Origin of the sequence: Fusibacter paucivorans (genome assembly GCF_018390735.1) — a bacterium.
In the GTDB taxonomy this organism is placed as follows: domain Bacteria; phylum Bacillota; class Clostridia; order Peptostreptococcales; family Acidaminobacteraceae; genus Fusibacter; species Fusibacter paucivorans.
The window spans coordinates 64,764-84,642 of the sequence record NZ_JAHBCL010000007.1 but is presented as its reverse complement, the minus strand read 5'-3'; the positions used below and the strand labels follow the sequence as shown (position 1 = coordinate 84,642).

Annotated in this window: 19 protein-coding genes; 3 read left to right on the top strand and 16 right to left on the bottom strand. The window is 44.1% G+C overall.

The window, feature by feature from the left end:
• Window positions 1-75: 75 nt before the first annotated feature.
• Together hisA and hisF are read left to right on the top strand one after the other, a co-directional pair.
• Window positions 76-804 carry a 1-(5-phosphoribosyl)-5-[(5-phosphoribosylamino)methylideneamino]imidazole-4-carboxamide isomerase gene (gene hisA / locus KHM83_RS05330; RefSeq protein ID WP_213235873.1) on the top strand — a complete coding sequence of 243 codons (729 nt, stop codon included), beginning with the start codon at window positions 76-78 and terminating at the stop codon, window positions 802-804.
• A complete protein-coding gene (gene hisF, locus KHM83_RS20015; RefSeq protein WP_213235872.1) occupies window positions 797-2,143 on the top strand; it encodes an imidazole glycerol phosphate synthase subunit HisF in 1,347 nt (448 codons plus the stop codon). Before hisA ends, hisF begins: the two co-directional genes overlap by 8 nt.
• A 258-nt stretch (window positions 2,144-2,401) precedes the next feature.
• Here hisF and KHM83_RS05320 read toward each other — a convergent pair whose 3' ends face one another.
• A complete protein-coding gene (locus tag KHM83_RS05320; protein ID WP_213235871.1) occupies window positions 2,402-3,580 on the bottom strand; it encodes a YARHG domain-containing protein in 1,179 nt (392 codons plus the stop codon).
• A gap of 483 nt (window positions 3,581-4,063) precedes the next feature.
• Here KHM83_RS05320 and KHM83_RS05315 point away from each other — a divergent pair, with 483 nt between their 5' ends.
• Complete coding sequence (locus KHM83_RS05315; RefSeq protein ID WP_213235870.1) at window positions 4,064-5,542, top strand: SLC13 family permease; 1,479 nt, start codon at window positions 4,064-4,066, stop codon at window positions 5,540-5,542.
• Between the two features lie 203 nt (window positions 5,543-5,745).
• On the opposite strand, the gene KHM83_RS05310 is transcribed toward KHM83_RS05315, so the two are convergent.
• The 15 genes from KHM83_RS05310 to KHM83_RS05240 form a co-directional block, all read right to left on the bottom strand.
• Window positions 5,746-6,501 (bottom strand): class I SAM-dependent methyltransferase, encoded by a 756-nt coding sequence (locus tag KHM83_RS05310; RefSeq protein ID WP_213235869.1) that lies wholly within the window; start codon window positions 6,499-6,501, stop codon window positions 5,746-5,748.
• 20 nt (window positions 6,502-6,521) lie between these two features.
• Window positions 6,522-7,028 (bottom strand): LeuD/DmdB family oxidoreductase small subunit, encoded by a 507-nt coding sequence (locus KHM83_RS05305; protein ID WP_213235868.1) that lies wholly within the window; start codon window positions 7,026-7,028, stop codon window positions 6,522-6,524.
• Window positions 7,028-8,278 (bottom strand): 3-isopropylmalate dehydratase large subunit, encoded by a 1,251-nt coding sequence (locus KHM83_RS05300; RefSeq protein WP_213235867.1) that lies wholly within the window; start codon window positions 8,276-8,278, stop codon window positions 7,028-7,030. The genes KHM83_RS05305 and KHM83_RS05300 overlap by 1 nt, the downstream gene beginning before the upstream one ends.
• A 230-nt stretch (window positions 8,279-8,508) precedes the next feature.
• The gene (locus KHM83_RS05295) at window positions 8,509-10,419 is read right to left on the bottom strand and encodes a sigma 54-interacting transcriptional regulator (protein WP_213235866.1); all 1,911 of its coding nucleotides are present in this window, start codon (window positions 10,417-10,419) and stop codon (window positions 8,509-8,511) included.
• Window positions 10,420-10,754: 335 nt separating this feature from the next.
• Window positions 10,755-11,228, bottom strand: a complete 474-nt coding sequence (locus tag KHM83_RS05290; RefSeq protein ID WP_213235865.1) for a LeuD/DmdB family oxidoreductase small subunit — start codon at window positions 11,226-11,228, stop codon at window positions 10,755-10,757.
• Entirely contained in the window at window positions 11,225-12,481 is a 1,257-nt protein-coding gene (locus KHM83_RS05285) for a 3-isopropylmalate dehydratase large subunit (protein ID WP_213235864.1), read from the bottom strand. The genes KHM83_RS05290 and KHM83_RS05285 overlap by 4 nt, the downstream gene beginning before the upstream one ends.
• 257 nt (window positions 12,482-12,738) lie before the next feature.
• The gene (locus KHM83_RS05280; protein ID WP_213235863.1) at window positions 12,739-13,281 is read right to left on the bottom strand and encodes a 2-oxoacid:acceptor oxidoreductase family protein; all 543 of its coding nucleotides are present in this window, start codon (window positions 13,279-13,281) and stop codon (window positions 12,739-12,741) included.
• Window positions 13,282-14,028, bottom strand: a complete 747-nt coding sequence (locus KHM83_RS05275) for a thiamine pyrophosphate-dependent enzyme (protein ID WP_213235862.1) — start codon at window positions 14,026-14,028, stop codon at window positions 13,282-13,284.
• 5 nt (window positions 14,029-14,033) lie between these two features.
• On the bottom strand, window positions 14,034-15,089 hold the full coding sequence (locus KHM83_RS05270; RefSeq protein ID WP_213235861.1) for a 3-methyl-2-oxobutanoate dehydrogenase subunit VorB: 1,056 nt from the start codon (window positions 15,087-15,089) through the stop codon (window positions 14,034-14,036).
• Between the two features lie 20 nt (window positions 15,090-15,109).
• The gene (locus tag KHM83_RS05265; protein WP_213235860.1) at window positions 15,110-15,316 is read right to left on the bottom strand and encodes a 4Fe-4S binding protein; all 207 of its coding nucleotides are present in this window, start codon (window positions 15,314-15,316) and stop codon (window positions 15,110-15,112) included.
• A gap of 57 nt (window positions 15,317-15,373) precedes the next feature.
• Window positions 15,374-16,075, bottom strand: coding sequence for a type 1 periplasmic-binding domain-containing protein (locus KHM83_RS05260; RefSeq protein ID WP_213235859.1), 702 nt, complete (start codon window positions 16,073-16,075; stop codon window positions 15,374-15,376).
• Window positions 16,068-16,997 (bottom strand): hydroxymethylglutaryl-CoA lyase, encoded by a 930-nt coding sequence (locus tag KHM83_RS05255; protein WP_213235858.1) that lies wholly within the window; start codon window positions 16,995-16,997, stop codon window positions 16,068-16,070. The genes KHM83_RS05260 and KHM83_RS05255 overlap by 8 nt, the downstream gene beginning before the upstream one ends.
• Before the next feature lie 22 nt (window positions 16,998-17,019).
• Window positions 17,020-18,225, bottom strand: a complete 1,206-nt coding sequence (locus KHM83_RS05250; RefSeq protein ID WP_213235857.1) for a CaiB/BaiF CoA transferase family protein — start codon at window positions 18,223-18,225, stop codon at window positions 17,020-17,022.
• A 234-nt stretch (window positions 18,226-18,459) separates the two neighbouring features.
• Window positions 18,460-18,723, bottom strand: coding sequence for a hypothetical protein (locus KHM83_RS05245; RefSeq protein WP_213235856.1), 264 nt, complete (start codon window positions 18,721-18,723; stop codon window positions 18,460-18,462).
• 186 nt (window positions 18,724-18,909) lie between these two features.
• Window positions 18,910-19,854: a DMT family transporter gene (locus tag KHM83_RS05240; protein ID WP_213235855.1), complete on the bottom strand. Its 945-nt coding sequence runs from the start codon at window positions 19,852-19,854 to the stop codon at window positions 18,910-18,912.
• Between the last annotated feature and the right edge of the window lie 25 nt (window positions 19,855-19,879).

Here is a 19,879-nt window from a genome sequence, read left to right as displayed (position 1 = left end):
GCAGCTATATAGGCAGCATTTGCCATACGGTTCGCATCACAGCTGTGTCATCTCATTCCAATAAAGAGGTGTTCCATGAAACTATATCCAGCCATTGATCTCTATCAAGGCAAATGCGTGCGACTTGAAAAAGGCGCATTCGACAAATCAAAAACTTATTACGAAAATCCCTTGGATGCTGCAAAATACTGGGAGGACCAAGGCTCCGACTATATTCACATCATTGACCTCGACGGTTCAAAAGACGGTCAGTTCGTCAATTTTAAAAGCCTTGTCGACATCGTTCAAAAGACATCGCTGAAAGTTCAGTTCGGCGGCGGCATTCGTTCCATGGCAAATGTGGAAACACTTGCAAACATCGGTGTCGATCGCATTATCATCGGCTCGCTGGCTATCAAGCAATTCGATCTTTTTAAAACTATTCTCAATCAGTTCGGCGAAAAAATCGTCTGTGCCATTGATGCCAAAGGCGGTTATATTGCCACAGACGGCTGGACAGAAATTTCGGAATACCATTTTCTCGAATTCGCTAAACTGCTGGATCAAGTCGGATGTTCCAACATTCTCTATACGGATATCAGCCGAGACGGCATGCTGACTGGCCCAGATTTAAAGAGTTATCAAATGCTCAAAGTCGGCAGTAAACAAAAGATTGTCGCCTCAGGCGGCGTCTCCTCACTTGACGATTTAAGAAAACTCAGCACTCTCAATTTAGACGCCGTCATCGTTGGCAAGGCCTTTTATGAAAATGCCTTTACCTTTGACGAAGCCATCAAAGCATTACAGGAGGAAACAAATGATTAAAAAACGCATCATTCCATGTTTGGATATTGCCGACGGCCAAGTCGTTAAAGGCATTAATTTTAAAGATATCAAGACTATTGCCGATCCAGTAGAAATGGCAAAATACTATTACGAATCAGGTGCCGACGAACTCGTCTTTTATGACATCACCGCATCTTATGAAAATCGGGGCACCATGGTTGAACTCGTCAAAAATGTCGCAAAACAGGTTTTCATTCCTTTAACAGTCGGCGGCGGCGTCCGAACTGTTGAAGACTTCGACGTCCTGCTAAAATCCGGTGCAGATAAAATCTCTGTGAACAGCTCTGCAATCGCCAATCCTGAACTCATCCAAGAAGCCAGCGAACGTTTTGGCGCGCAGTGTGTCGTCCTCTCCATGGACGTCAAACGCGTTGGCGATCAGTTCAAAGTCTTTTCAAAAGGCGGCAGAATCGAGACGGAACTCGATGCCATTGAATGGGCAAAACGCGGCGTTGCACTAGGGGCAGGCGAGTTAGTCGTCAACTCCATTGATACAGACGGCGTTAAAAAAGGTTTTGATCTGGAATTGCTCACGGCCATCAGCGCTGTGGTCAACGTGCCAATCGTCGCTTCCGGCGGCGCAGGCAAAATCGAAGACTTTGTTGAGCTCTTTCATAAGACGGATATTGAGGCCGGTCTCGCCGCTTCAATCTTCCATTCAAAGGAAGTCTCAATGACTGCCTTAAAGCTCGCCATGAAACGCGCTGCGATTCCAACGCGCCTCGCCTACATGCCACCGCTCAAATGGGATGAACGCGGTCTCGTGCCGGCGATCGTGCAGTCTGATATTACCCAGCGCGTCCTCATGATGGCCTACATGAATGAAACGTCATTAAGAGAAACCGTCAAATTGGGCGAAACCGTCTTTTTCTCGCGTTCAAGACAAGAACTCTGGCATAAGGGCGCAACCTCAGGCAATACGCAAGTTGTCACCGATATCCGCTATGACTGTGATGCCGATACACTCCTCATCAAAGTCAAGGAAAACGGTCCTGCGTGTCATACCGGTTCTTATACTTGTTTTGGCGAAGCGCCCGATGTCTTTGAAAAACTCTTTGAAACCATCATTGACCGTAAAGAAAATCCTATAGAAGGCAGTTATACCAATTACCTTTTCGAAAAGGGCATTGATAAAATTCTCAAGAAAGTTGGCGAAGAATCAGCCGAAGTGATTATTGGTGCAAAGAATACACGGGAAGAACTTATTTACGAGATGAGCGACCTCTTCTATCATAGTTTCGTACTGCTCGTCAATGAAGGAATCAGTTTAAAGGAAATAAAGGACGAACTGCAATCGCGTATTAAACCGCGTCAGTAGTGTTGTGTTTGAAGTCTTAGTCGTGTTAGAAGTGTTAGAAGTTTTAAAAATTTTAGTAATGATCAGTAGCATTAGTCATCTCAATGTCAATTTCGCAGACCTATTTCGCTGTATGTTATTTCTTCCCGGTTGGCGTATCCGTGAACATGTGTGACGATTAAAGCACTTATATTTTTATGACTTCATATAAAAAAAGGGATGTGCGCATGTCTATGCGGGCATCCCTTTTAAGGCTGGAAAACAGGGCGTGTTGAACGATCAGTCTCCGTAGTACATCATGCCTATTTCATCAAAATAAGCCATCAGCGTTTCCATATAATCCATATAGTCATCAGAAGTATCGACGGTATCGACGATGCTGTCGTCATCCGGATTTGAAATCATCAGCCTGTAGTGCGCTTCATTTAAGGCCTCCGGTGTTTTGACACGAAGCTGAACACGATCGCCTTGTTTAAAATGATCCGTATCGTGCTTTAGAGTAAAGACGGGATAGTGCATCGCCGTTTGTATCAACTCGCCTGCATCATATCTGAAATCGCCGACGCCGTAGACCATGTCGTCAAAGAGTTCAAAGGATGCATTGCCTTTGCCGTCAATGGCATGATCATAATACTGCGCCGAAAACGACTTAATCGACCGATAAAGATCTGCTTCGACCTGTACGCAAATGTCAATGGTATAGTCGGCACTTGGGCCTGCATCATAAACGAGTATTTCCATCTCGTCATCTGTTATATCCAAATCCGTCACCAAAGCGCCGATATAAGAGAGCGCCCATGCATCCGCCTCATAGCCATAGCCAAAATCAATGCGCGTGTAAAGCGAATCGCCATTGACATTTAAATGGTCTATCACGCCATCGTGATCAAAATCAATGCCAATGGTATCAGTTGACCATTCGGGTTCTGCCGATTGAAGAAAGGCAATATTGGCTTTTTCTATATCTGAAAAATTGTTTTCATCAAACGTGTTTGACGGCGTATACCATGCTTTTTTTCCAAAGTACTGCTGCCATTCCTCAGATTTAAAGGCATAGCCATGTCGTGCATAGATTTCATTAACACCCGCTTGCAGCAGCACTTGATCATACCCTTTTAGAGCATCAGCTGTTAGCCGAACCTGATCGCTCTCAGGGAACAAATACGTTTCTGAAAAATTGCCGCTTTCATCCGATCCAGATGCGTCTGAAGATGCAGACTCCGTAGAATCAGTTGTCGCCGTTTTATCATCGTCAGCTTTTTCAGCGTTGTCCGTTGTCGCCCCCACATTTCCCGCATCCGTATCATTCGTATTGACATCCGTTTCTGATGCCGTTTCTTGAATTGTTTTTTCCTGAGACTGCTGTGATGCGGTGTCTGAATTATCCTCAGGTGAGTCGTTTGAACCGCAGGCCGTAAAAAGTACCATACTGATGATTAAAACTAAACACATCTTCATTTTTTTGCTGCTTATATATCCATATAACATTTACACTGATCCCCCTTCAATCTGTCATATCCTTTATTGTATCAAAATCTCATAGGCTTGTGTTGGCAAAACGATTGATTAAGAACATGGGATCATTACCTTTCGCCACGCCTTTACAGCACTGTGTTGAATTTTAATATTTTGAAAATAATGCATACAACCGCATTCGAAAGCATTTAATACAAATGCAACATATTAAACGCAGCGAAACAAGAATGAAACAAAATGTATCGACGTTCAGACGACAGCTGCTGAAAAGAAACGCGAACCCTTGCAATAACCTCTTAAAATCTCCTAATGACACTTCGATTACATACTGGTATAGAATTTGCTTATTAATAATATAAGGCTGTGTGGACCATTATTTATGAAACAATGAAAGGAGGCATTTCATAAGGCACAGTTCTGATCTATACCATTGTATTATAAATATCATTTATTGGGGGATTTATTATGGAAAAATCAAAGTCAAGTGCACCGAATACTGCACCAAGCAATCCTTTGTCCAGACGTGTTGGCTTTTTTCTAGGACTCGGATTATTTATCGCCATCCTGATCATGCCAACACCATCAGGACTTGAGCCCATCGGTCAAAGGGTTCTGGCTGTTGCCGTGTTAATGGCAACGTGGTGGGGAACAGAAGCCATACCGATTCCCATTACCTCATTGCTTCCCATCGCACTCTTTCCGCTGCTAAATATCAGCGGTGCCAAGCCAACGACGAATATTAGTATGCTGCCGTCATATGCACATTGGGTCGTTTATCTCGTCCTTGGTGTTTTTGTACTCTCCGCCGCAATTGTCAAATGGAATCTTCATAAGCGTATTGCATTGCATATTATCCGTTTAAGCGGTAATAAACCCAGTCGCGTCGTCTTGGGATTTATGGTTGCAACGGCATTTATCTCCATGTGGATGTCCAATACGACGGCTACAGCTATGATGTTGCCTGTCGCCATTTCAATCCTCGTACAGATTGATGCCTCACACGAAGAACCCTTTGGCAAATGCCTTATGCTGGCCATTCCATTTTCTGCGACCATCGGCGGCATTGGTACTATAATAGGTACTGGCACAAACCTAACCGGTGTTGCCTTAATTAAAGATACGATTGGGCTCGATATCTCATTTTATGAATGGATGATGAAAATCGGCCTGCCTTTTGTCATCATTATTATTCCAGCCATGTGGATTTTTATGACAAAGTATTACAAAGTCAATCAGTCCATTCAACTTGATACGAGCGTTGTTAATGACGAACTCAAAAAACTTGGTAAAATGTGCAAAGGTGAAAAACTCACCGTCGCCATTTTCCTCGCAGCAGTCGTCCTCTGGCTTACGAAAACACTCTACAAGCCTTTCTTTCCTATGATCGGCGACGAAACAATTGCAATGCTTGCAGCCATTGCACCATTTGTCATTCCCGTTGACTTCAAAAAAGGCATTTTTGTCATGGATATTAAAACGGCGATAGAAAAAATCTCTTGGGGAACCCTCTTGCTCATCGGCGGTGCTTTAACGATCGGCGGCGCTTTTGCCAGTGCCGGCTGTGCCGCATGGATTGCAGGCGGTTTGGGATTCCTTGAAGGTGTTCCGATGTTTGGCATTATTATGTTTGTTGCCATCATCGTCGCATTCTTGACCGAGGTCACGACAAACATGGTCGTCGTTGCCGCTTTCTTGCCAATGCTCGTCGGCATTGCTCAAAGCGTGGGTGTTTCACCATTCCTACTCATGCTTACCGCGACCATCGCATCGAGTTTCGCATTTATGCTGCCGCCTGCAACACCGCCAAATGCCATTGCTTACGGCACTGGGTACATTGATATGAAAGACTTAATTAAGACGGGCTTCTGGACAAAAGTCATTTGTTTAATTATTTTCCCAATTGTGCTCTATCTCGTCACACTACGTGCTTTTCCAATGATGTAGTGCATTAACGCCATCATTAATTAAGACCATCGTTAAACGATGGTCTTAATTTTTTTGCTAATCATTACAATTACCGCTAATCACTGGGCATCCATAAAAGCCTACACCTCGAACTTGAAAATCAATCATTGGCGTAATCTTAGTCCTGATCTTAAACTTAATCTTAAATTCGGTCAAATTAGACAGTCGGATGGCAAAATATTTTAACGCTTAATTGCCACAACTCTAATCCGCTTATAATCAACGTACCAGCTCTTATCGACATATAATGAATCTCGCAGCTGCTCAATGGTCTTATTGATAATAACTTGTTGATCATTCGCTTCAACCGTTTTAAAAAAGTTGCTGCTGAACATGGCAATCCAGTTTCTCATGCCCTCTTCGCCTTCAAGCTTCGTAAAGCGATCATAGTGTATCGCATATGAAACTTCAAAGCCAACGCGTTCCAAAAGCTGTGCGTATTCGCCAATACTGGGAAAATACCAAGGAAACTGGTAAGTATATCCCCTCGCTTCAATGTTTTCGATAATCCGCTGATTAATTTGACTGCAATTGTCTTTGCCGCCAAATTCAACGACCATTCTGCCGCCGGGTTTTAATACCTGATAAATGCTCTCTAAAACACGTTCTTTCTCTAAAACCCAATGCAGTACCGCATTACTGAACACCGCATCAAACGCAGTCTCAAAAGCTAACGCAGTGGCATCCATCACACTAAAACTTATACTGGAGTATTTCTGCTGTGCTCTCAAAACCATTGCTTCCGAAGCATCAATACCAACAACCTCAGCACCGGATTCAGCAATTTTTTGTGTCAAATCGCCCGTGCCGCAGCCTAAATCGAGTATTTTTTCGCCGCTTTTGGGATTCAGCAATTCAACCAAATCATTACCGTAATTGGCAACAAAGCTATGTTTGCCATCGTATAGACTGGCATCCCATTTTTGATTGCTACTCATGGTGTACCTCCTCTGAATGCTTAAAATGACGGATGTGAATGTTTTGCTTCATCACGTTTCATTTTTTTATAGGGTGCAATACCACCTGCTTCGAGTACCTCTTTTAAAAACCCCGTCATCGGTACAATGGCGTATGATTCACCTTTTGTTTGATTGATAATTTTGCCTTGTGCTTGGTCAATCACAAGCACATCGAGATGTGTGATGCGATCTGCTTCAGGGCACTCAATGAGCGGGAGCCCTAAATTAATGGCATTTCTAAAAAAGATCCGCGCAAAGCTTTTGGCAATGACCGCACTGACGCCTAATGCTTTTAGCACTGCAGGCGCCTGTTCACGCGATGACCCACAGCCAAAGTTTTCTTCACCGACAACAGCATCGCCTTTCACAAAATCAGCAGCAAAGCGCGGGTGATGTTCGAATGTATAGACAGACATCTCTTCAATATTTGGCAAACTCAAATGCTGGCTGCCAATAATCTGATCTGTATCAATGTTGTCTCCGAATTTAATCGCCTTTTGTGACATTAGAGCACCTCCCTTGGATCAGTTATCTTGCCTGTAATGGCTGAAACAGCAACTACGGCAGGACTTGCAAGATAAATATAGGAATCCTTACTGCCAACCCTTCCGATAAAATTTCGGTTCGCCGTCGTTAATAGTCTTTCACCATCTCCCAGCAAGCCTTCTGTCGCACCAAAACAGGTGCTGCATCCCGGATTGCAGATCATTGCCCCGCTGTCCATAAAAATTTCCAGAAGACCATCGCGTGCTGCCTGCTTATAGATTTCCCTCGATGCAGGTGTGACGATCAATCGCGTCTGCGGTGCAATTTTTTTGCCTTTTAAAATATCGGCTGCAACTTTTAAATCCTCATAGCGGCCATTGGTGCATGCGCCAATAAAAAATTCATCCATTTCAAGGCCTAAGACTTCGCTGATGCCACAGATATTGTCTACAAAATGCGGACATGCGATCTGCGGTTCAAGATTTGAGATATCATAGCGAATAATGCGTTCATATTGTCCGCCTTCGCATACATCCAATTCAAAAGCGTCATTGCGGCCACGTGAGTTTAGATACTGTTTTACTTTCTCGTCCGGTTTAATGTACGCAAACTTCCCGCCTGCTTCGATCACCATATTGCACAGTGTCATTCGCTCGGCAATAGACATCGCCGAAACGGCTTCACCCTCAAAGACAATAGCCTTGTACGTTGCCCCTTTGGCTGTCAAATCCGAGATGACTTTCAGTGTAATATCCTTTGAATAGACCCCGTTTGATGCTTTGCCGTCAAGGATAATCTTAATGGTCTCAGGCACTTTTAGCCACGTCTTGCCGTCAAGCCACGATACGGCGATATCTGTTGAGCCCATTCCCGTTGAAAGGGCGCCAATGGCGCCATAACTGCACGTGTGCGAATCAGCGCCAATGATGAGTTGCCCCGGCATGATATGCTCTTCAAGCATCACTTGATGGCAAATGCCCACACCGTCGTAAACATATTTAACCGCCTGCTTTTTCGCAAAATCACGCATGATTTTATGCGTATTCGCCGCTGCTACGGTATTGCTCGGCGTATAGTGATCCATGACCATAATGAGTTTCTCATTATCCCATATCGTGTCACCTTCGAGTGTATCTTCAAAAATGCTGATATTAAGTGCTGTCGTCGCATCATTGGTCATAACGAAATCAACCGTCACTTCGACGATCTCACCGGGAACCACACGCTCAACAGCTGCATGTTTTGCAATAATGCTTTCAATTTCATTCATTGTTTCAAAACCTCCATTCATTTGCCCAGCATCTGGGATAATATGAATCGGAGGACTGTCATGATAACTGCGCTTTCTCAACATTACATGTTCTTACTAGGGCTCCTCTCTATACAATCCTTTGCAGAATTTATTATAGAATCCTTTGTAAACGCCACTGCTGAATCCTTTGCTGAATCCCATAAAATTTTCTTTACGAAATTTTTGAGGACAGCCTGTGCTCGCATCGATCAGGAATCAATATCATATGATTTCATTTTGCGCCATAGTGTCGACCTGCTTAGACCTAATCGTTCTGACGCTTTTGTCTTCGACCAGTTCGCTTCATTCAGCGCCTCTAAAATGCGCTGTTTCTCCTGAATAGAATGCTCGCTTAATTTTCTCTTTAAATTGACGTTTTCAATATTGAGAATATCGCCCAAAAGCTGTTTGTAATTTTCAAAATCATAAATATTTTCTTTCAGGACGACCATGGTGCGTTCAATAATGTTTTGCAGTTCACGAACATTGCCGTGGAAATGATAGCCCTCAAGCAATTCAAAGATAGCATCCCATTTTTCTTGATTGTCGATGTATAATTTGTAGTCATTAGTTTTGATAAGGTAATTGCCGATTTTTACAATGTCTTCTCTTCGATCTCTCAATGGCGGAATGGATAGTCTCAAGATATTAATGCGGTAAAAGAGATCTTCCCGGAAACAGCCTTCATTCACTGCCACTGCCAGATCCTTATTGGTTGCTGTGATCACTCTGACGTCAATTGGAATTATTTTATCACTGCCTAACCTTCGGATTTGTTTTTCTTGAAGGACGCGCAGCAGTTGAGCTTGAAGCGTTAGTGGAATTTCTGCTATCTCATCCAAAAAAATCGTGCCTTCATGTGCCAATTCAAAAAGACCCACTTTGCCGCCCTTCTTTGCACCGGTAAATGTCCCTTCTTCATAGCCAAAGAGCTCTGATTCAAGAATGGTCGCCGGCAGTGCGGCACAATTAATGGCCACAAAAGGCTGATTTCGCCTCGGACTGGCGTGGTGAATGCTCTGGGCAAATAATTCTTTTCCCGTACCGGATTCTCCATAAATCAAAACCGTCGAAGCGGATTTAGCATAGCCTTTTGCAATGTCAATACACTGCTGCATTGCCGGGCTGTCCGTTTGAATATCCGAAAAGGCATACTTGGCAACGAGCCCTTTGCCAGCTAAGTTTCGGCGTATTTTTCGCTCACTTTCCTGAATTGTCTTAACATCCTGAAAAGTGGCGACTACGCCCTGTACTTCATCGTTGATAAAAATGGGAATCCGGTTAATGATAATTTGTTTGCCATTCACTTTTTTAAAGACATCAAATTCGGCAGTTCCTGTTTCCATAACCTTAATGAGCTGGGTTTCAGGCAGTACATCGAAGATGTGCTTGCCGATTATATGCTCTCGCTTAATCTCTAAGATCTTCTCAGCCCAAGTATTGTAGACGTTGACGGTCAAGTTCTTATCCAGACCGATAATGCCATTGTAAGAAAAATCTACAACCGCTTTGTGATTTTCCATTTGAATCCGATACTTGGCTGACTTCTCTTTTTCTTCTCTTTGAATCCGATAAACTTCTTTTGCACTTTTAATGGCATTGACAATGGCATCACGCGATGATACCACGCGAATGTACTCAATGCCGCGTGCCTCGCATTCGTATTGAGAGACGACGCCGCCAATCCCCAACACCATGCCGTCTGCAATGGCACCATCCATAACAGCTGAAAGGTCGGTTCGGCTCTCAAATATATATTGTCTAATGTCGGCTTCAATAAGCTTTGCTACCGTATCCATATAGGCAATTCGTCTTTGATAACTAAAGAGGCCAATGACGCCTTTCGTCTCTTTTGCACGTTCCAGCGCATCCATGTAGTCTGCCAGATTGTGTGCCATATCGACGACGGGCATCGCTGTCACTTCACGAAGGTATTTCGTATTGCCCCCACGGCTGATTAATACTTCGGTACCTTCCTTTTCAAGCTTCTTGCACAGTTCAAAAGCCTCTTCCAAATAAGCAGTATAGACTTCAATTGCTTCGTTTGTCTCATTGACGATACACCTTATCCTTTCGCTCAAATCTTCATATGGCGAAATAAACACGATACCGGTTGCCATTGATTCACCCCTTAACTTTCCTAATCTTCGCTTAACATCCCTAATAATCCATAACATCTATTGGCATTATTGAAAATACAGCCTCGCCAGAATCAATTGTCGATTGCCTTGAATGCTTTTAAAATCAGCATTTTAGCGCTTTGAACTTCTTGCTTGGTACGTTTTTTCATGCCTTTATTATCTAAATCTCTCTATTTATACTTTACGATTGGTTTTAATATTGGTTTAACGTCTCTTTGAGACCTTTTCTTGATACTTGTTTTAATACTTGTTAGACACTGGTTCAATACTTGTTTCAACACCTATTCCTATTATATAGTGTGTTTCGATTTTTGTTACCCATTCTTTTCTGATAACGCCAGTAATGCAAGAATTCTTTCCTGTACGGGGCTAAAGGCTATTGTTTCCCCTGTCGTATGATTAATCGCGATTCCTTTTTCAAGCTCCAGAGATACGACATCTTTATGGTGAATGCCATTATAGAATGTATCATCAATTTCAAGCGGACAGATGCCGTTGTTGACACAATTCCGATAAAAAATTCGTGCAAAGGATTTCGCGGCGACGAGTTTAACGGCACAACCCTTAATTGCAATTACGGCCTGCTCCCGTGAACTGCCGCACCCGAAGTTGGTATCGCCTAAAATGATATCACCTGCTGCCACGGTCTCTACAAAATCAGAATCGAGATCTTCCATACAAAACGAAGCGAGTACGGCAGCATCCTTGGTCACCAGCCGCCGCGCAGGGATGATGACATCTGTGTCAATATTCTTGCCATATTTATATACTTTTCCTTTAAACGTCATGCAATCACCTCTTGAATAGCTGTAATACGCCCCGTCAGTGCTGAAGCAGCCGCCGTAATGGGTGATGCCAAATAAACCATTCCCTTTTTGCTGCCCATTCTACCGATGAAGTTGCGGTTTGTCGTTGACAGACAGACTTCATCATCACCGATAATGCCAAAATGGCCGCCAAAACATGCGCCGCATGATGGCCCATTGACGAAAGCGCCCGATTCGATAAAGGTCTTTATCAGCCCCTCTTCTAACGCCTGCTGGTATACCGCCTGAGAACCCGGCGTGATAAAGACGCGAACCGCTTCATGAATTTTCTTGCCCTCTAAAATGGCTGCCGCTTTCCGTAAATCCGAAATGCGCCCATTGGTACACGATCCAATGTAAACTTGATCAATCTGTGTGCCAGCCACTTCGTCAACCGGAACCACATTATCAGGCGAAGACGGTTTTGCGACCTGCGGCGTTAGCATTGTCAAATCAACGGTTAGCACGGTATCGTATTCAGCATCTTCATCAGCTGTGATACCGTTAAAATCCCTTTTTAGAACTGCTTTCAAATAGTCTCGCGTCACTTCATCCTGTTCGATGACACAGTTCTTGGCACCCGCTTCCACTGACATATTGGCAATTGTAAATCGGTCATCAATGCTAAGGTACTTGAGACCTTCACCAGTTACTTCGATACTCTTATACACGGCACCTTCAGCACTGAGTTTCCCCAGTATATACAGAATGATGTCTTTGCCTTGAATACTGGCATTTGGCTTGCCATTCAGCACAATTCTAACAGCACTTGGAATCTTCATCCACAATCGTCCCTTGTCTATTGCTGCTGCAATATCTGTCGTCCCCAGCCCCGTTGAAAAGGCACCTATCGCGCCATAAGTAACCGTATGCGAATCAGCGCCAATAATAATATCGCCCGGTGCTGCATACCCCATGTCCGGTAAAATCGTATGACAAATACCAACATTTTCAAGCCTTTTGAAACCGTACTGCTTAACATACTCGCGGCTGTACTTATTCTGATTGGCAGATGCAATGTTGGGCGCCGGCGCATAGTGGTCAATAACAACCAATACTTTTTCTGGCGCTGCCGGTTTGATGCAGCCCATTTTGGACAGTGCATCAGGCACGAATGGAAACATTACATCGGTTATCATGATTAAATCAATGTTGACATCATGAATTTCGCCCGCTTTTACGATGGACTTGCCACATGCTTTCGCCAGCATTTTTTGGGTCATTGTCATGCCCATCTGATCACCTCTTTTCTTTTTTGAAATTTACTTTTTATTTTTTGGCGTTTCATCATTAAATTCTGCAAGTCTTATGCCAATCAATATATGGACGTTTTGTGCTCTATTGCCATGCGTCTTACATCAGTAATAAACAAAACGTTTCACCATTCAGCGAAACGTTTTGTTTTGTTTCATTATGTTTCATTGCGTTGCAAAGACTTTGAAATGGATTTGAAATGGCTTTAAAATGGTTTTGCCCATGGTTTCGAAACGCTTTAACCCACCAAATCACAGCCGCGCTGCAGTGCCGCTTCATTAAGCGGCATCATTTTTTCTTTTGATGCGCCGAATACTTTTCGCAGCGCCTTTTTGACGGAATCGATTGACACAACATTGGTTGCCGCTACATAGGCACCGAGCATGACGAGATTTGCCACTTTGCCGCTGCCGATGCTAACGGCAATTTCATTGGCCGGTATATAGTAAACGTCAATATCCTCTCGACTGCTTTTTACATCAATCAGCGAGCTGTTGATAAACAATTTCCCACCTTTCAGCAGATCATTTTCAAATTTTTTAAGCGACGGTAAGTTCATGACCATTGCCGTTGTGGCATCGTTCGATACTGTCGGCGCACCAATGGCATCTTCGGCAACAATGACGTTGCAATTCGCTGTACCGCCGCGCATTTCCACGCCATAGGACGGCAGCCACGAGACTTGTTTGCCTTCAAGCATCCCCGCATAGGTAATCAGCATTCCCATGGACATGACACCTTGTCCACCAAAACCGGCACATATGATTTTTTCATTCAGCATCTATTTCACCTCTTCCAGTGTTTTGTAATTGCCCAGCGGATAGTAGGGAATCATATTATCCTTTAGCCAAGTCAGCGAATCTACCGGGCTGAGTCCCCAATTCGTCGGGCAAGTCGACAGCACTTCTACCATGGCAAATCCCTTGCCCGCCACTTGGTATTCAAATGCTTTGCGAATCGCTTTTTTTGCATTCCGAATACTGACCGGATCGTGTACAGAAACCCGCTCAACATAGGCTGTTCCCGGGATTGTCGCAAACATCTCAGAAATTTTAAGCGGCATGCCGGCATGTTTTGGGTCTCTCCCCAAAGGCGATGTCGTCGATTTCTGTCCCGGCAGCGTGGTCGGTGCCATTTGACCGCCCGTCATGCCGTAGATCGCATTGTTAACAAAGATCGTCGTAATGTTCTCACTGCGATGCGCTGCATGAACAATCTCTGCTGTACCAATTGACGCCAAATCGCCATCGCCTTGATACGTAAAGACGACTTTATCTGGATGCACCCGTTTAATGCCCGTTGCAACTGCCGGCGCTCTACCGTGTGTGGCTTCCTGAAAGTCGATATTAAAATATTTAAATGCCAATACCGAACAGCCTACCGGTGATACACCAATGGCTTTCGGCAAGACATCCATTTCTTCTAGAACTTCTGCTACCAGACGATGAATGATACCATGGGTGCAACCCGGGCAGTAATGTGTCTCCACATTTGAAAGTCCTTTTGTTTTCTCAAATACAATTGCCATTCGCCTTACCTCCCCAATAATTGCTTTGCTTCTGCTACAATATCATCGACAGTCGGAATCATCCCGCCTGACCGTCCGTAAAAAGCAACGGGTACTTTGGATTCAACTGCCAGTCTAACATCATCAACCATTTGCCCACAGCTCATTTCGACACTGAGTATGCATTTGACGGTTTTGGGAAGCGCTTGATAGGCAGCTTCAGGAAACGGCCAAAGTGTCATCGGCCGTATTAGCCCCGCCTTTATGCCTTCTGCTTTTAAAATCTTAATCGCATTCTTGACAATTCTCGCAGTGGTGCCATAAGCTGTAAAAACGATCTCCGCATCTTCAAGCTGATAGATTTCGCAGCGCGTTTCATTGGCTTTTATCGTCTGATACTTTGCTTGTAACCTTATATTAAGGGCTTCGAGCTCTTCGGGCGCTAAAAACAGCGAGTTGATGACATTAGGTGCTCGATCGCCATCCGTTCCCGTCGTCGCCCAGTTTTTTTCTGGGAGCGTCCACTGTGGTATTTCGCCAAATGCCACCGGTTCCATCATTTGCCCAATCATACCATCAGCCAGCACCATCACGGGATTTCGGTAATAATCCGCGAGATCAAATGCCTCTTGAACCATATCCGTCAGCTCCTGCAAACTGGCAGGCGCTAAGACGATGAGCTTATAATCGCCGTTGCCGCCACCTCTGGTCGCTTGATAATAATCCGACTGCGCAGGCTGTATACCACCTAATCCCGGGCCCCCTCTCACAACGTTCACCACCAGACACGGCAGTTCACAAGCGGCAATATACGTCAACCCTTCCTGCTTTAGCGCCAACCCAGGTGAAGAAGAAGATGTCATAACCCTCGCCCCTGCACCTGCAGCCCCATAAACCATGTTAATGGCGGCTACTTCACTTTCCGCCTGTAAAAAGACACCACCGTGTTTCGGCAGCTCCTTTGCCATGTATTCAGGCACCTCGTTTTGAGGTGTTATCGGGTACCCGAAAAAATAACGGCAACCCGCTTTAATAGCAGCAGCACCAATGGCCTCATTGCCTTTCATCAATACTTTTTCCATGCTTTATTCATCCTCTCTTTCTATCGTTCAACTGTGATGACAACATCCGGGCAGATCATGGCACAGTTGGCGCATCCCAAGCATTTTGCCATGTCTTCAACAGCTGCCGGATGGTAGCCCTTTGCATTGATTTTCGTCTTATCCATTTTAATAATGCTAACCGGACAAGCAGTTGAGCAAAGCTCGCAACCTTTGCATAAATCTTCATTAAATGTTACTTTCGCCATTTTATCCTCCTCATATCCATTCAAATTGCGTTTATTATAATTGATTGGCATATGCCGTTACATCCAATCTTCTCTAAAATGCATCTGCATCGGCATTAGCTTGGTATCGATTCCCATTTCCAACATCGTATGCATGCTCACATCCAAACACTGATTCATCAGTGTTGACTGTATACAGGTATAGACTACGGGTATTTCGAGAATCCATGAGATATTGCGAACCAGACGGTTACCTTTTTTAATGTCGCTCAATGTGGTTTCTCGAAGCATATGCGTATTGTTGACGAGGCCTGTCACTTTAAGCCCGGCGATGTCTTCAATGGCCTTAATCTGCATCAAGACACCTTTTACATCCTGTGTTTCAGGCCGATTGGCATTGACGATACAGAAAACATCGCAAGCTTCTTCAATAAAATAAGGACGATAGCGGGCGAGGATTTTGGCGCCAACGGCATCACCGCCCAAATCGATCACAACTTGACAGGTCTTGTCTTGAAGCGGTGCCGCGGCACGTGCCGAAACAGCCGGCATGTCTGCACTGTTTTGATCTGCGAGTGAGCTGCCAATAACTTCGATACCCTTTGATGCCAATAGTTGGCGCTTTTCTCGGGATCTAAAATAAGGATTGACAATATCGAGATCAATAATGGCAACGCGTTCACACTTTTCTGCAAGTTTCAGTGCATAATTAACTGAAAACTCCGTTTTGCCGCTCCCATAATGACCCGTGATAATATGGATTCGCCGTCCATCAGCCATTACAAGTCCCCTCCGCTGCCATATCACAGCTGCCCAGCTTTGACATATGACTGATAATAGGTGCATCGACTTTTTGCGCAATGGCTTCGACGACGTGTGCAATCCCCTCAGGCGAAATGGACGTCTGATACCCCATGGCATGAAGCATGTTCAAAAGGTCTTCCATCGCAACATTTCCCGCCGCTCCCGGCGCAAATGGACAGCCGCCCAGTCCACCGGATGCCGCTTCAAAGTTTCGTATACCGGCATTGAGTGCTACCAGTGTGTTGGCAAGCGCCATTCCCCTAGTGTCGTGGAAATGTACGATGAGCTTCGATGGATCGATTTGCGCTGTTACGGCTTTTAAAATCCGTTCAACTTTCATTGGATCTGCTACCCCAATGGTATCCGCCAGGATGACTTTATCTGCACCTGCGCGGAGTCCTCGCTCGGCAATTGAAACAATGCGCTCAACGGGAACCACTTCATTAAATGGACAGCCAAAAGTCGTTGCCAGTGCCAACCTGATTTTTACTTTGCCCATTTCACCGACAATGCCTTTAAATGCTTCAAATGATTCGTCAATGGTTCTGTTGACGTTTGCTTTATTGTGCGCTTCGCTGACAGAAATAACGTAAGTGATGGCGTCCACGCCTGCGGCTTTTGCTTTTAATGCACCGAATTTATTGGGCACCAGCGCAATGAGTTCAAGATTCTTTGCTGCGGCATATGTGCGAATACTGCTGACTACCGTTTCTGCATCACGCATTTGCGGCACCCATTTTGGATGCACAAAAGAAGTCACTTCGAGGTGCTTGACGCCGCTGTCAATCATTCGGCGAATAATTTCAAGCTTGTCCTCTGTTTCAATAAAGGTTTTAATGTTTTGAAATCCGTCTCTTGGGCCTACTTCTGTTATGCTGACATCTTTCATTCCTATCATGGTTTTCTCCATTCTCTTTTGATCAAATAATGCCTTCTGTTTTCAGCGCTGCAATTTCAGCAGCATCCAGACCGAGCATGCTGCTGTAAACATCCGTATTGTACTGCCCTAGTGCCGGTGCAGGTTTATCAATGGTCGGACGCGTTGTCATCAGCTTAACGGGATTGCCGTTGATTAGCATGTTGCCAATTTTAGGATGTTTCGATTCGACAAACATTTCACGTGCGCCTACGATGTGCGGGTCATTTGCCAATTTCGCCATATCGAGAATTGGTGCTGCCGGAACACCGGCCGCCAAAATGGTATCAACCGCTTCATCAATGGTCATCGTTGATGACCAATCCTCTATTTCCTTTTTTAATGCCTGATGGTGTGTACAGCGCTTTTCATTGGTATTAAAACGTTCATCTTTCATTAAGTCTTCACGTTTCAATACTTTTTGACACAACAGGTTGTAGAGCTTATCATTGCCACAGCCAATGACAAATTGACCGTCTTTTGCTTTAAAAGAGTCATAAGGGTATGCTGCCGCATAGCGATTGCCCATAAGCGGCGGTACATTGCCGGAAGCAAAATAACGCTGCGTCATGGTCTCCAGTGATGCAACCGCCGAATCCACCAGTGATACATCCACGCGCTGGCCCCTGCCAATCATACTGCGAGCATTGAGGGCAGCCAGTATGCCAATGGTCAGATTAAGGCCTCCAAGAACATCCCCCATAGCATTCCCCACACGCGTCGGACTGCCATTTTCTTCACCTGTGATACTCATCAGCCCGCTCATGGCCTGTGCGATAATATCATAGCCCGGCCGTGATGCATAAGGCCCATAGGAACCAAAGCCGGATACCGCCGCATAAATAATTTTTTCATTGACTTCTTCCAACACTTCATAGCCAAGTCCAAGTCGTTCCATCACACCCGGTCTAAAATTTTCAACGACGACATCTGCCTGCTTCACCATTTCTAAAAAAAGCGCCTTACCCTGCTTTGCTTTCAAATTCAGCGTGATGCCCTTCTTATTGCGGTTGATATTTGCATAATATAAGCTTTCACCATTTTTAAATGGCCCAAACTGTCGTGTATCATCACCAGATATGGGTTTTTCAATTTTAATGACTTCTGCGCCAAAATCCGCCAGCATCATTGTACAATAAGGGCCTGCCAAAACTCTGGTTAAGTCCAATACCTTGACACCTGCCAATGCACCTACATTTTTAAAATTCAAGTTTTTCGCCTCCAGTTATCATATTTTGTATACCTTACCTTTGTGCAATTAGCATGCCAATTTAAAAACGCCTGAAAATAGCTGTTTTCAGGCGTTTTTAAGGATATAAAAAACAAATTGTTTCAAATGGTATTATTCTGTTTCACTGTTCGTGACGCTTTGATTCATAAAAATAAGCCCATTGTCCAGACAACATTTTTTATGTCATCATCACACTGGGCTTTTTAATCTCCTTTATTTTTCTAAATACTGTTTTGGCGATACGGCCTCTTTTGACCACCCTTCTTTTGTGGTCCCCGGAAGCGGATAGCCATTGGGCATCATATTTTTCGGTACGACTTGTTTGCCAACCGTATCACAAAGTCTCAGCCGAACGCACTCTTCCATTCTGGCACCTCTGCAATACATATTGATAAAGCCGTTTACCCCCGTCGTCTTTTTGTACTCCTCACAACAATTGACAAAAGAACACCCTGCTAGATTTTTACACTCTGACATTTTAACCCTCCATTCTGACATAAGCCTGTTAATGATTACGACCTGTATGCACCCCCCTGCATTCAAAATAACATATACCCATATTTTACAAAAATATTAACAATTTTTTCACAATATAAAAAAGTGGTAATCACTCTTAGACCTCCATCGTACCGTGTCAATGGAATCATCAGAAATCTATCGTCATCAACTTTGATCTGAGTCGGATTCGCTAACCGCCATACGCGTCCTGTTTACGAAATAAATCCCTACGCTAACGCTAATGAGACCGAGTACAATGGATAAATTAAAGTGCTCACCCGGCACCAACAACGCCGTCAATAAGCTGCCGGCCACTGGAATCATAAAGCGAAAGATAGCAATTTCACCTGCTTTGTTGAATTTGAGCAGTGTAAACCAGAGGCCAAAGGCCGTTGCCGATAAAAACGATAAATAAATAAGCAGCCCACCTGAAAAGGCCGTAAACGGCAAACTGTCCACCCTCGCCTGCGTCAAACCGTAAGTCAGCAAAATCATTGCACCAATCAGCATTTGCCATGCCGTCACTTTAAAAGGATGTATAGATTTTCCCGCTCGTTTTGCCAACAGTGTGCCAATACCGCTTGAAAGACCTGCAAGAAGCATAAACCCTTCCCCATACAAGGTAAAGTTAAAGCCGCCAAACCCTTGATCGATATTAACAATGACAATGCCTAAAAAACCAAAGATGATGCCAAGTACTTTTCCGTGGTTAATATGATCGTCCTTGTAGATAAAATGAGAGAGCACTACAACAATAAATGCGTTCATACTTTGCAAAATAGAAGCCTTAATCCCCGAGGTATTGGCCAAGCCATTGTAAAAGAAAAAGTAGAGCAAAGTCGTATTGAAGAGCCCTAAAACCAGCAACATACGAAATGCTTTAAAATCAATGCGCATGTCCAATTTCAACACCACTTTTGAAAAGATAAATAGAATAACGGATGCCATGGTAAATCGAATACCTGCAAAGAGAATTTTGACGTTAAAGTCACTTGCTGTTAAGTGTAAATCTGCGTAGCTGAGCTTTAGTACTGGAAACGCACTTCCCCATAAGATACAGCAAAAGAAAACAAGTATCATCACACGCCTTTTTTCTTTAAACCAATTCATAAAGCCTCCTATAATGATGTCATAT